Origin of the sequence: Acidovorax sp. JHL-9 (assembly GCF_000426205.1) — a bacterium.
Lineage (GTDB): Bacteria > Pseudomonadota > Gammaproteobacteria > Burkholderiales > Burkholderiaceae_C > Acidovorax > Acidovorax soli.
The window spans coordinates 20,214-32,888 of record NZ_AUEX01000018.1; the positions used below are offsets into that span (position 1 = coordinate 20,214).

The following is a 12,675-nucleotide window of genomic DNA, read 5'->3' on the forward strand; positions in this document are numbered from 1 at the left end:
AATCCGCGCAGCATGCCGCGTCGGGATTAACCCTGATTTTAGGCACATGGCCCTTTCTGCCGGCTTGCAAATGGGGGTTTGGCTGTAAATTGACCCTGTTGGCCAATCGACTCCGGTACGCTGGGGCACGAGGAAGCAACGCAGCGGAAGCACGCCGATGCGTTGTGTTTCCTTCCGTGCAAGTGAATATTTCAAGGAGTGACGAATGGCTGGAAATACAGCGCTGACTGCCCCTCTGATACTGGCTGTGGTGTGTGGATTGATTGCGGTGGCCTATGGCATCTGGGCCCGGGGATGGATTCTTGCCAAAGACCCCGGCAACGCCCGCATGCAGGAAATCGCCGCCGCCATCCAGGCCGGCGCCGCCGCTTACCTGGCCCGCCAATACAAGACCATTGCCCTCGTCGGCGTGGTGCTGGCCATTCTCATCGGCATCTTCCTGGACGGCACCACGGCCGTTGGCTTCATGGTGGGCGCAGTGCTTTCGGGCGCCTGCGGCTTCATCGGCATGAACGTCTCGGTGCGCGCCAATGTGCGCACGGCACAGGCCGCCACGCAGGGCATTGGCCCGGCGCTGGATGTGGCGTTTCGCGGCGGCGCCATCACCGGCATGCTGGTGGTGGGCCTGGGGCTGCTGGGCGTTACCGGGTTCTACTGGTTTCTGGCAGGCAACGGCAACCTCACGCCCACGGCCAAGCTCTCCGTGCTGCTCAACCCGCTGATCGGCTTTGCCTTTGGCTCGTCGCTGATCTCTATCTTTGCGCGCCTGGGCGGTGGCATCTTCACCAAGGGCGCCGACGTGGGCGCCGACCTGGTGGGCAAGGTGGAGGCCGGCATCCCCGAGGACGACCCGCGCAACCCCGCCGTGATTGCCGACAACGTGGGCGACAACGTGGGCGACTGCGCCGGCATGGCGGCCGACCTCTTCGAGACCTACGCGGTGACGCTGATCGCCACCATGGTGCTCGGCGCGCTGCTGGTGGCCACCGCCCCGGTCAACGCCGTGGTGTACCCGCTGGCGCTGGGCGCCGTGTCCATCGTGGCCAGCATCATCGGCTGCTTCTTCGTGAAGGCATCGCCCGGCATGAAGAACGTGATGCCCGCGCTGTACAAGGGCCTGGCGATTGCGGGCGTGCTGTCGCTCGTCGCCTTCTACTTCGTCACCGTCTGGATCATGCCGGACAACGCCATCACCGCCACCGGCAGCCAGATGAAGCTGTTTGGCGCCTGCGCCACGGGGCTGGTGCTGACGGCAGCGCTGGTATGGATCACCGAGTTCTATACCGGCACGCAATACGCGCCCGTGCGGCACATCGCCCAGGCATCGACCACGGGCCACGGCACCAACATCATTGCCGGCCTGGGCGTATCCATGCGTTCCACGGCCTGGCCGGTGATCTTTGTGTGCCTGGCCATCCTGTCGGCCTACCAGCTTGCGGGCCTGTATGGCATTGCCGTGGCGGCCATGTCCATGCTCTCCATGGCGGGCATTGTGGTCGCGCTCGATGCCTATGGCCCCATCACCGACAACGCGGGCGGCATCGCAGAAATGGCCGAGCTGCCCAGCAGCGTGCGCGACATTACCGACCCGCTCGACGCCGTGGGCAACACCACCAAGGCCGTGACCAAGGGTTACGCCATCGGCTCGGCGGGCCTGGCCGCGCTGGTGCTGTTTGCCGACTACACCCACAAGCTCGAAAGCTATGGCCGGGCCATCAGCTTTGACCTGAGCGATCCGCTCGTGATCATCGGGCTGTTCATCGGCGGCCTCATCCCCTACCTGTTCGGCGCCATGGCGATGGAGGCCGTGGGCCGCGCCGCCGGCGCGGTGGTGGTGGAGGTGCGCCGCCAGTTCAGCACCATCAAGGGCATCATGGACGGCACGGGCAAGCCCGAGTACGGCAAGGCCGTGGACATGCTGACCACCGCCGCCATCAAGGAGATGGTGATCCCCAGCCTGCTGCCCGTGGTGGTACCCATCGTGGTGGGCCTGCTGCTCGGGCCCAAGGCGCTCGGCGGGCTGCTGATGGGCACCATCGTCACCGGCCTGTTCGTGGCGATTTCCATGTGCACCGGCGGCGGTGCCTGGGACAACGCCAAGAAGTACATCGAGGACGGACACCACGGCGGCAAGGGCTCCGAGGCGCACAAGGCCGCCGTCACCGGCGACACCGTGGGCGACCCCTACAAGGACACCGCCGGCCCTGCCATCAACCCGCTGATCAAGATCATCAACATCGTGGCGCTGCTGATCGTGCCGCTGGTCGTGAAATTCCACGGCGGCTGATTCCACCGCCAACCCTCCCCAAGGCTCGCTGCGGCGGGCCTTTTTTGTGCCCGACAGTGCCGTTTTTCAGGCGATTTGCAGCACCGCCAGCGGGTATTGATTCGCCAAAACGCTATCACATCAATAGCAATCAGTTCTTTACAGATAAGCACCGAAGCCACTTCTTACCTCACTCCCCGAGGGACACCCGGCTTTTACCGCACAATTTGGCCATGCCACTGCACTTCATCGCCAATGCCCCCGTTCCCTCCACCTCCGGCCGCACGATCCCGGTGATCGACCCGTCCGACGGCCAGCCGTTCGATGAGATCCAGCGCGGCACGGCCGAGGACATCGACGCCGCCGTGCGCGCGGCGCAGCAGTGCTATCACGCCGTGTGGCAGAAGATGGCGCCCGCCGACCGGGGCCGCCTGCTGCACAAGCTCTCGGTAAAAATTCTGGAGCACGCCGACGAGCTGACCGCGCTGGAGCGGCGCGACTGCGGCAAGCCCACCCGCCAGGCCCGGGCCGATGCGCTGGCGCTGGCGCGCTACTTCGAGTTCTATGCCGGTGCCTGCGACAAATTGCACGGCGAGACCATCCCCTACACCGATGGCTACAGCGTGCTCACCTGGCGCGAACCCCATGGCGTGACGGGCCACATCATTCCGTGGAACTACCCCATGCAGATCTTTGGCCGCAGCGTGGGCGGCGCGCTGGCGGCGGGCAATGTGTGCGTGGTCAAGCCCGCCGAAGATGCCTGCCTGAGCCTGATCCGCGTGGCGCAGCTGGCGGCCGAGGTGGGGTTTCCGGCCGGTGCGCTCAACATCGTCACTGGCTACGGCCACGAGGTGGGCGACGCACTGGCGCGCCACCCCGGCGTGCAGCACATCAGCTTCACCGGCAGCCCCAAGATCGGCACGCTGATCCAGCAGGTGGCCGCCGAGCGCCACTGCCCCGTGACACTGGAGCTGGGTGGCAAAAGCCCGCAGATCATCTTTGCCGATGCCGACCTGGACGCCGCCGTGCCCGTGGTCATCAATGCCATCGTGCAAAACGCGGGACAGACCTGCTCGGCCGGCTCGCGCGTGCTGATCGATTCGCTCATCTACGAGCCCCTGCTGGAGCGCCTGGGCCAGGCCTTTGAAGCGCTGCGCGTGGGCCCCGCCACCATGGACCTGGATGTGGGCCCGCTGATCCGCCAGTCGCAGCAGCAGCGCGTGTGGGATTTTCTGTCCGACGCCCAGGTGGCCGGCATCCCCATGGTGGCCCAGGGCCAGATTGTGGAGGAAGCGCCCGAAACCGGTTTCTACCAGGCCCCCACGCTGCTGCGCGATGTGCCGGTGGAACACCGCCTGGCGCAGCAGGAGGTCTTTGGCCCCGTGCTCAGCGCAATGGCCTTCCAGGACGAGGACCACGCGGTGGAGCTGGCCAACGCCACCCCGTTTGGCCTGGTGGCAGGCATCTGGACGCGCGACGGCGCCCGCCAGTTCCGCATGGCAAAGCGCGTGCACAGCGGCCAGGTGTTCATCAACAATTACGGCGCTGCGGGCGGCGTGGAGCTGCCGTTTGGCGGCGTCAAATCGAGCGGATACGGACGCGAAAAGGGCCTGGAGGCGCTGCACGGTTTCACCACGCTCAAGACCGTGGCCATCCGGCACGGCTGATCCAGGCCCGCCTGTCGCGCCCGCGCAAGACGGCGCGGCGGTGTGCCGGTAGCATGTGCCCTCGCCCTTCCTTTTTGCCCGACGGTTTCTTTTCTCCATGCCCCTGAGCCCCCCCGCCCCCCGCACTGCCCGGCACCAGCGCCGCGTCCATTACCAAGGCTTTGAACGCGACGATGGGCTGTGGGACATCGAAGGCGAGCTGCACGACAGCAAGACCTACGATGCGCCCTCGTTCCGCGAGGCCGGCCTGCGCCTGGCCGGCGAGCCCATCCACCACATGTGGCTGCGCGTCACCGTCAACCGCCAGCTGGTGGTGCAGGCCATCGACGTGGCCATGGACACCCACCCGCTCAAGGACTGCCCCCAGGCCCAGCCCGCGCTGCAATCCATGGTGGGCTGCAGCATGGCGCGCGGCTGGCGCCAGGCCATCCAGAAGAACCTGGGCGGCGTGGCCAGCTGCACCCACCTGCGCGAGCTGCTGTTCAACCTGGCCACGGCGGCATTCCAGTCGGTGCCCGCGGTGTTTGCTGCCGCCAATGCCGACGAACCGCCCCGCCATCTGGGCCAGTGCACCGGCTGGGACTTCAACGGCAACGGCGTGAAGGAATATTTTCCGCAGTTCTACCGCCGCGGCCCGGACGGCCTGACGGTGCCGGTGGGCCCGCCACCAGCGGCCGGCGACGCCCTCGCCGCGCTGCAGCCCTAGCCCGCGTAGCGGGGGAAAAATATGAATAAAAACAGGCGCTAGCGCCTACCCCTAAAGCGCAAGCAGCGATCAAATCTATAAAACAAGGAGACAACACCATGCGCGTGCAGCACAAATCCATCATCGTCACCGGCGCCGGCAACGGCATTGGCGAAGGCATTGCCAAGCGCCTGGCCGCTGAAGGGGGCAAGGTCATCGTCAACGACATCAACGAGGCCGGTGGCCAGCGCGTAGTGACCGAGATCATCGCGGCAGGCGGCACAGCGGCCTTCTTCCAGGCCGACGTGACGAAGTCTGCCGAGGTCAAGGCCCTGATCGACGAGGCCGTGCGCCTGCATGGCCGGCTGGACGTGGTGGTCAACAACGCCGGCTGGACGCACCGCAACCGCCCCATGCTGGAAGTGAGCGAGGACGAGTTCGAGAAGGTCTATGCCATCAACGTCAAGAGCATCTACCTCTCGGCCATCCACGCCGTGCCCGCGATGCGCCTGGGCGGCGGCGGCAGTTTCATCAACATTGCTTCCACGGCGGGCCTGCGCCCCCGCCCGGGCCTGACCTGGTACAACGGCTCCAAGGGCGCCGTCATCACCACCAGCAAGTCGATGGCGGCCGAGCTGGGCCCCGACAACATCCGCGTGAACTGCATCAACCCCGTGTTCAACCCCGACACGGGCCTGGCCGCCGAGTTTGCAGGTGGCCCGGTGGACGAAGCGCGCCGCGCGAAATTCCTGGCCACCATTCCGCTGGGCCGCTTTTCCTCGGCGCTCGACGTGGCCAACGCCGCGCTGTACCTGGCCAGCGACGAGGCCGCCTTCATCAGCGGCGTGTGCATCGAGGTGGATGGGGCACGCTGCGTGTAGCGGCACACCACAGCCCCCCGGACGGCGCTGCCGGCAAGCCCCTGGCTACAGCACCTCGCGCAAGGCGGCTTCGTACAGGCCGGTGAGCCGGTCCATCACGCTCAGCAGGCGTTCGCTGGTGGTGGCCACCACGCTCAGCCCCTGCTCGTCGGCGGGCCGGCGCAGGGCCGCCTCAAAAAACACCCACTGCGGGGCCGCCAGCTCCAGCTCGCCACGAATGGCGGGCGTGGAGACCGGTGCAGCCGTCAGGGTCTGCATGGCCTGCCGGAAATCGGCGGCGTCTGCCGCCAGTTGCGCGTGCACCAGCTTGGTGTCCGCCTTGGCGGCCACCAGAAAATAGTTCTTGGCCAGGCGCTGCGACAGCATGCGCTGGCGCCCGGCCAGGTTCACCAGCCGCGCACTGGCCACCCGTGCCATCTTTTCGATGGACTCGGTCACCGCCTGGGCCACCAGCAGCGTGCGGTCGGACTGCTCGGACACCGCCGCCACGGCCGCCCGCGACGTGGGCGCCGCTGTCAACTGGTCGAGCAGTGCAAACTGCTTTTGCACTTCGTCCAGCTGCCGCGCCACTTCGGCAGGCCACTGGCCCGACTGCAACCCACGCGCCAGCTCGCCAGATCCCTGCTGCACCCTTGTGCGCGCATGGCCCAGCACGTCCCTGGCAGCCTCGGGCAGCACCTGCAAATACTGCTGGCAATACGCCTTGGCCATGCGCTGCGACAGTGCCCGAAACCATCCCGCGTGGTTGATGGCCCCCGACAGTGCCATTTGCGCCTGGGCCCCGCCGGCCCAGGTGGGCAGCAGGATGCCTGCCGCCACCCACTGCACGGCCACCCGGCGCTGGCAGGCAAGCGCTTGTGCCATCGAGCTCGCATTCGTCATGTCATTTCCTTGAAACTTTGTGTGCTGCGATTGTTGTGACGCACCACATGCGCCCCCTGCGCCATGTCAAGCAACTGCCATTCGCCGGACATTGGCGGGACGAACCCGCGTTGACCCGCTCCATTGACCCCAGTCAACCTTGCCAGCAGGGGCATGCCCTCGATGGCGCGGCCGATACGGCAGAATCGCCCCATGTCTGAACGTGTGATTCCTCTGGTGGACCAACGCATCGCCGCTCTGGCGGCCAGGGTGCCCGCGCAGGCCGCCGCTCCCACCGGCCTGCTGACCGACACCCGGGGCCGCCCCCTGCGCGACCTGCGCATCAGCGTGACCGACCGCTGCAACTTCCGCTGCAACTACTGCATGCCCAAGGAAGTGTTCGACAAGGACCATGCCTACCTGCCGCACAACGCCCTGTTGAGCTTTGAGGAGATCGCGCGGCTGGCGCGGCTGTTTCTGGCCCACGGCGTGCGCAAGATCCGCCTGACCGGGGGCGAGCCGCTGCTGCGCAAGAACCTCGAAGAACTGGTGGCCCAGCTGGCCCGGCTGCGCACGGTGGACGGCACCGCGCCCGACCTCACCCTCACCACCAACGGCTCGCTGCTGGCCCGCAAGGCGCGGGCTCTCAAGGCGGCGGGACTGAACCGCGTCACCGTGAGCCTCGACGGTCTGGACGACGCAGTGTTCCGCCGCATGAACGATGTGGATTTTCCGGTGGCCGATGTGCTGGCCGGCATCGAGGCGGCGCACGCGGCGGGGCTGTCGCAGATCAAGGTGAACATGGTGGTCAAGCGCGGCACCAATGACCACGAAATCCTGCCCATGGCGCGCCACTTTCGCGGCACGGGCACCACGCTGCGCTTCATCGAATACATGGACGTGGGCGCCACCAACGGCTGGCGCATGGACGAGGTGCTGCCGTCGGCCGAACTGATAGCCCGCCTGCGCGCCGAGCTGCCGCTGGTGCCGCTCAGCCCCACCAGCCCCGGCGAAACCGCCGAGCGCTGGGGCTACGCCAACGCTGCAGGCCAGCACGACCCGGCCCTGGGCGAAGTGGGCGTGATCAGCAGCGTGACCCAGGCCTTCTGCGGCGACTGCAACCGCGCGCGGCTTTCGACCGAAGGCCGGCTGTACCTGTGCCTGTTTGCCAGCCAGGGCTACGACCTGCGCAGCCTGCTGCGCGGCGGCGCCAGCGACGAGGCCATCGCATCGGCCATCGCGCCCATCTGGCAGCAGCGCGCCGACCGCTATTCGGAGCTGCGCAGCAGCCTGCCGGCCGACACCACGCAGGGCGCGCGCCGGGTGGAAATGAGCTATATCGGCGGATGACCTCGCACACCCCCCTGAACGACTGCGTCGCTTCCCCCTTCTCTCGCACCGCTACGCGATGCGGGAAGGGGAACGCAGCACTCGCTGCGGGGCGGCCCTTGCCCGGCTGCCCTGGCCTGCAGAGCACAGCCTCCAAGGCCGCGGGAAATTCCGGCCCGCATTCTTTTGAAGAGCATCCATGATTGACACCCAAGACATCACCGGCCTGGTCCTGGCCGGGGGCCGAGGCTCCCGCATGGGCGGCGTCGACAAAGGCCTGCAGAATTTTCGCGGCCTGCCGCTGGCGCTGCACACGCTGATGCGCCTGCAGATGCAGGTGGGCGCCACCATGGTCAACGCCAACCGCAACCTGGCCGCCTACGAGGCCTTTGGCGCCCCCGTATGGCCCGACGTGATTGCCGACTATGCCGGCCCGCTGGCGGGCTTTCTGACCGGGCTGGAGCGCTGCGAAACCCCGTGGCTGCTCACCGTGCCCTGCGACACGCCGCTGTTTCCGCTGGACCTGGCCGCACGGCTGGCGGCCGCTGCGGACGCCCAAGGGGCCGACATCGCCATGGCCGCCGCCCCCGAGGACGATGGCGCGGGCGGCACCGCCGTGCGCACCCAGCCCGTGTTCTGCCTGCTGCGTGTGGACCTGCTCGAAAGCCTGGTCGCCTTCACCCAGGCCGGTGGCCGCAAGATCGACGCCTGGACCGCGCAACACCCGCATGTGGTGGTGCCCTTCGACCAGCCGGGCGACGACCCGCTGGCCTTCTTCAACGCCAACACGCTGGACGAGCTGCACCGCCTCGAAAGCGCCGGTACTCCCTGACCGCGTGCACCGGTTGCACCCCCACCCGCCCTGCGCGAACGCCCCCATGAAAACCATTGCACAGATTGCCGCCGAACTGCAGGGCTATGACCCCCAGGCACTCCGCGCCGACCAGGTGTCGGCCTTTCTGGAACGGCTGGCGCAGCCGGTCACGGACACCGAAGAGATCGGCATTTTCGAGGCCCTGGGCCGCGTGCTGGCGCGCGACGTGGTCTCGCCACTGAGCGTGCCGCCCCACGACAACTCGGCCATGGACGGCTACGCCTTTGCCGGTGCGCAACTGGTGGCGGGCCAGCCGCTCACGCTGCGCGTGGTGGGCACGGCCCTGGCAGGCAAGGCCTGGGCCGGCACCGTGGGTGCGGGTGAATGCCTGAAGATCATGACCGGCGCCATCATGCCCGCGGGCCTGGACACCGTGGTGCCGCAGGAGTTCACCACCGCCGCCGATGGCGACCACATCACCATTGCCGCCAACCTGCTGCACCTGGGCGACAACCGCCGCCTCAAGGGCGAAGACCTCATGGAAGGCGGCGTGGCGCTCTCCAAAGGAGCGTTGCTGGCGCCTGCCGCGCTGGGGCTGGTGGCCAGTCTGGGGCTGAAAACCGTGGTGGTGTACCGGCGCCTGCGCGTGGCCTATTTCTCCACCGGCGACGAAATCCTGAGCCTGGGCGAGCCGCCCCGCGAAGGCGCGGTGTACGACAGCAACCGCTACACCGTGTTCGGCCTGCTCACGCGGCTGGGCGTGGAGGTGATCGACCTGGGCGTGGTGCGCGACGAACCCACCCTGCTGGAGGCCGCCTTCCGCGATGCCGCGCAGCGGGCCGACGCCATCATCACCAGTGGCGGCGTGAGCGTGGGCGAGGCCGACCACACGCGCACCATGATGAAGCAGCTCGGCGACGTGGCCTTCTGGCGCATCGCCATGCGCCCCGGCCGGCCCATGGCCGTAGGAAGCATTGCCAGCGCAGATGCGGCAAGCGCTGACGGCGATCAAAACGATACTGGCAAAGCCGCAACCGGCGCCGTGCTTTTCGGCCTGCCCGGCAACCCCGTGGCGGTCATGGTGACCTTTCTGGCCTTTGTGCGCCCCGCCCTGCTGCGCATGATGGGCGGCACCCACCCGGCCCCGCCGCTGCTGCGCGCCGTGAGCACCGAGGTCCTCCGCAAGAAGGCCGGCCGCACCGAATACCAGCGTGGCACCGTCACCACCGCTGCCGACGGCACGCTGCAGGTCTGCACCACGGGCAACCAGGGTTCGGGCGTACTCAGTTCCATGGTGCAAGCCAACGGCCTGATCGTGCTGCACCACGACCAGGGCAACGTGGCCGTGGGCGACACGGTGGATGTGATGATGTTCGACGGAGTGATGTGACCCATGCCCTATACTGCCCAACACCTCGCCCAGCCCCCCACCCGCGCCGACGTGGACAGCCTGCCCGGCACCACCGTGCTCGAATTCGGCACCCCCTGGTGCGGCCACTGCCAGCGCGCCCAGCCCCTCATCGAGCAGGCCCTGCGCGACCGGACGGATGTGGCCCACATCAAGGTGGAAGACGGCCCCGGCCAGCGCCTGGGCCGCAGCTTCGGCGTGAAGCTCTGGCCCACGCTGGTGCTGCTGCGCGATGGACAAGAGTTGGCGCGTGTGGTGCGGCCCCAGGACGCCCTGACCATGGAACAGCTGCTTGGCGCAGACCGGCCGGCACCGGGCTGATTTTCACGGTGTCCTGCACCGCCAGCGACCCATGAAACAGGCGCAGCCCAGGCCAGGGCAGCCAAGCAAGGGCCGCCCCGCAGCGAGGGCTGCGTCCCCCTGCCCACAGCGCGCAGCGGTGCGAGAGCGGGGGGAAGCGGCAACGCCGCTCAGGGGGGGTCTCGCTTCAGGCCTGCTCGATCACCGGGGTACGCTGGGCCAGCCAGGCCAGCGCGCTGGTCAGCGCCGCCATCGCCCCGCAGAAAACCACGATGGCCACCCGCAGGCCCAGGTGGTCCGACAGCCTGCCCACGCCCAGAATGGGCACGATGGTGCCCAGGTAGCCCACCACCAGGTAGGTGGACAGCAGCCCGGACCGGTTCTCGGGGCCCGCCACCTTGTTCACGATGGCAATGCCTGCCAGGTTCACCAGGCCATGGCCTGCGGCGGTGCTGAGCACGCTCAGCACGAACAGCAGCGGCAGGTTGGTGTAGGTGGTGGTAATCAGCAGCAGATTGCAGGCTGCCAGCAGTCCCAGCCCGGCGACGACGCAGGTCTTGGTGTGCACCGGCCGGGCCAACCACTGAAAGCCGGCCGAGAGAAACAGGATCATGGCGATCGACAGGCCACTCACGGCCGGCCCGTGCCAGGGCACCATGTGCGCCATGAAGCTCGGTGCCAGCGACGCATAGAGGCCAAAGATGCCGAAGGTGCTGAACGCCCCCAGGCTGGCAATCAGGAACGGGCGCCGCAGGCTGGGCTGCGGGAGGGTGATGCGCGGCAGCCAGTCGCGCAAGGCCAAAGGCTGCTGCACCGCGACCGCACCCGGTGAAGCCCGTTGCACCTGGTACAGGGCATGGATGGCCAGCCCCCCCCAGCACCACGCTGGGCGCATAGGCCGTCACCAGCGGCAGCGGCACCCACTGCGCCATCAGGCCGCCCACCAGCGGCCCCAGGCCAAAGCCCAGCGCCATGGCAAAACTGGTCATGGCCGAGGCGCGCATCACGTTGCGGCTGCGGTTGAGCTGCGTGAGGCCGATCAAGGCCGAGGTGGTGATCATTCCCGAGGCAATGCCGATCAGCACACGGCTGACCAGCACCAGGCCATGGCGCAGCACGGGCAGAAAGCCGAACCGATCGCTGAGCCGCCCCAGGAACAGCAGGCTGGCCAGCGCACCGAACATGTAGGCCACATAAATGCCCGTGATGTGGCTGGGCTGCAGGCCCCAGTGGACCTGGTACAGCGGGTACAGCGGGCTGGCCAGGGCGGTGCCCATGACACCCACGCACATGGCAAAACAGACCCAGGCAAATGGAGGCCAATGGCGTTGCATAAGCGGTAGGCAGACCGGCAGCGAGCGGGCCGTGTTGGCGAAAAAACGGACGGGGAAAAACGGCAAAAGCCGCATGCGACCCAGGGGCGCACACGGCTTTCCCAGGCTCCAGGGTGGCATCCGATGGGATGCAAAGCAGTCACAACGGTGCATTCCCGGGCGGTCATTCTACGAAGAACACCCCAAGCGCGCCTGCGCCGCAGGCCCCGCCCCTGCCTGCAGGCGCGCCATTGCGTGCCGCGGGCGCAGCCTGCACCCCGCCCCCCCGCCCAACGCACACTCTTTGATCCAACCCCGACTGCGCGTGCGAACAGTGGCGAATCCCGGGTCTAGAATAACCTTTTCAATGAAGTGGTTACCACCATGCTCCAGCGCACAGCTCTGACGATCGGATTGATGGCTGCACTCGTGGTCCCGCCCGTGGTGGCCCAGCAAGCCAAGGCACGCGCCACCGCCAACGTGGATCTGGACGCCCGCTTCCAGGAAGCGCAAACCAGTGCACCGCTGGCCGATCACCTCTACAAGCTGGGCCGCAAGGTGGCCGCCGTGTGCGCCAATTGCCATGGCGAAGGCGGCAACAGCACCAAACCGTCCATTCCCAACCTGGCCGGCCAGAATCCGGCCTATCTGCTGGAGCAGATGCGGCAGTTTGCCGACGGCCGCCGGCGCAACGAATTCATGGAAGGCATGATCCGCGCCATGAACAGCGACGAAAAAATCGGCATGGTGCTGTTCTATGCAGCGCAGCCAGTGGCCCACCAGACCACCGCCAACCCCGCACTGACCGCCAAGGGGCAGGCCTATTTCGAGAAAACCTGCTTTCGCTGCCATGGCACTGCAGGCCGGGGAAACGAGCAGATTGCCCGCATCGCCGGGCAGCAGCCCGACTACCTGCGCATGACCCTGCACCGCTACCGAGAAGATACGGGGGTGCGTGCCAACTCCATCATGACCCCCAACACCAAGCGGATGTCGGATGCCGACATCGAAGCGGTGGTGGCCTATGTGTCGTCCATGCCTTGAACGCCGTTTCATACGGTTTTGCCTTCCAACGTATAACTTCGTTGGTTCGCCTTGCCGTGCTAGAGCACTGTCTGCGGCTTCCCGCCTCGTTATCCGCTTGAATGCAA

At 67.3% G+C, this 12,675-nt stretch carries 10 protein-coding genes and 1 pseudogene; 9 read left to right on the forward strand and 2 right to left on the reverse strand.

Annotated elements, in window-relative coordinates:
* The first annotated feature begins 205 nt into the window (after positions 1 to 205).
* From K225_RS0112675 to K225_RS0112690, 4 genes are all read left to right on the forward strand, one after another.
* Positions 206 to 2,287, forward strand: a complete 2,082-nt coding sequence (locus K225_RS0112675) for a sodium-translocating pyrophosphatase (protein WP_026436769.1) — start codon at positions 206 to 208, stop codon at positions 2,285 to 2,287.
* 212 nt (positions 2,288 to 2,499) lie between these two features.
* The gene (locus K225_RS0112680; RefSeq protein WP_026436770.1) at positions 2,500 to 3,933 is read left to right on the forward strand and encodes an aldehyde dehydrogenase family protein; all 1,434 of its coding nucleotides are present in this window, start codon (positions 2,500 to 2,502) and stop codon (positions 3,931 to 3,933) included.
* A gap of 97 nt (positions 3,934 to 4,030) precedes the next feature.
* A complete protein-coding gene (locus tag K225_RS20770; RefSeq protein WP_051248919.1) occupies positions 4,031 to 4,639 on the forward strand; it encodes a DUF2889 domain-containing protein in 609 nt (202 codons plus the stop codon).
* Between the two features lie 98 nt (positions 4,640 to 4,737).
* Positions 4,738 to 5,499 carry an SDR family oxidoreductase gene (locus K225_RS0112690; protein WP_026436771.1) on the forward strand — a complete coding sequence of 254 codons (762 nt, stop codon included), beginning with the start codon at positions 4,738 to 4,740 and terminating at the stop codon, positions 5,497 to 5,499.
* Between the two features lie 45 nt (positions 5,500 to 5,544).
* Here the strand turns inward: K225_RS0112690 and K225_RS0112695 are convergent, their stop codons facing one another.
* Positions 5,545 to 6,381: a type IV pili methyl-accepting chemotaxis transducer N-terminal domain-containing protein gene (locus K225_RS0112695; protein ID WP_051248921.1), complete on the reverse strand. Its 837-nt coding sequence runs from the start codon at positions 6,379 to 6,381 to the stop codon at positions 5,545 to 5,547.
* A 192-nt stretch (positions 6,382 to 6,573) separates the two neighbouring features.
* Here K225_RS0112695 and moaA point away from each other — a divergent pair, with 192 nt between their 5' ends.
* The 4 genes from moaA to K225_RS0112715 all read left to right on the forward strand — a co-directional run bounded on the left by moaA (position 6,574) and on the right by K225_RS0112715 (position 10,232).
* Positions 6,574 to 7,710, forward strand: coding sequence for a GTP 3',8-cyclase MoaA (moaA, locus tag K225_RS0112700; RefSeq protein ID WP_026436773.1), 1,137 nt, complete (start codon positions 6,574 to 6,576; stop codon positions 7,708 to 7,710).
* 178 nt (positions 7,711 to 7,888) lie between these two features.
* Positions 7,889 to 8,521: a molybdenum cofactor guanylyltransferase MobA gene (mobA, locus tag K225_RS0112705; protein WP_026436774.1), complete on the forward strand. Its 633-nt coding sequence runs from the start codon at positions 7,889 to 7,891 to the stop codon at positions 8,519 to 8,521.
* Positions 8,522 to 8,567: 46 nt separating this feature from the next.
* Positions 8,568 to 9,893: a gephyrin-like molybdotransferase Glp gene (gene glp, locus K225_RS0112710; protein WP_026436775.1), complete on the forward strand. Its 1,326-nt coding sequence runs from the start codon at positions 8,568 to 8,570 to the stop codon at positions 9,891 to 9,893.
* Between the two features lie 3 nt (positions 9,894 to 9,896).
* A complete protein-coding gene (locus K225_RS0112715) occupies positions 9,897 to 10,232 on the forward strand; it encodes a thioredoxin family protein (RefSeq protein WP_026436776.1) in 336 nt (111 codons plus the stop codon).
* 166 nt (positions 10,233 to 10,398) lie between these two features.
* Here K225_RS0112715 and K225_RS20775 read toward each other — a convergent pair.
* A pseudogene (locus K225_RS20775) lies at positions 10,399 to 11,503 on the reverse strand (MFS transporter).
* Between the two features lie 405 nt (positions 11,504 to 11,908).
* On the opposite strand from K225_RS20775, the gene K225_RS0112725 reads away from it, so the two are divergent.
* Positions 11,909 to 12,568, forward strand: a complete 660-nt coding sequence (locus K225_RS0112725; protein ID WP_238323233.1) for a c-type cytochrome — start codon at positions 11,909 to 11,911, stop codon at positions 12,566 to 12,568.
* The last annotated feature ends 107 nt before the right edge of the window (positions 12,569 to 12,675 follow it).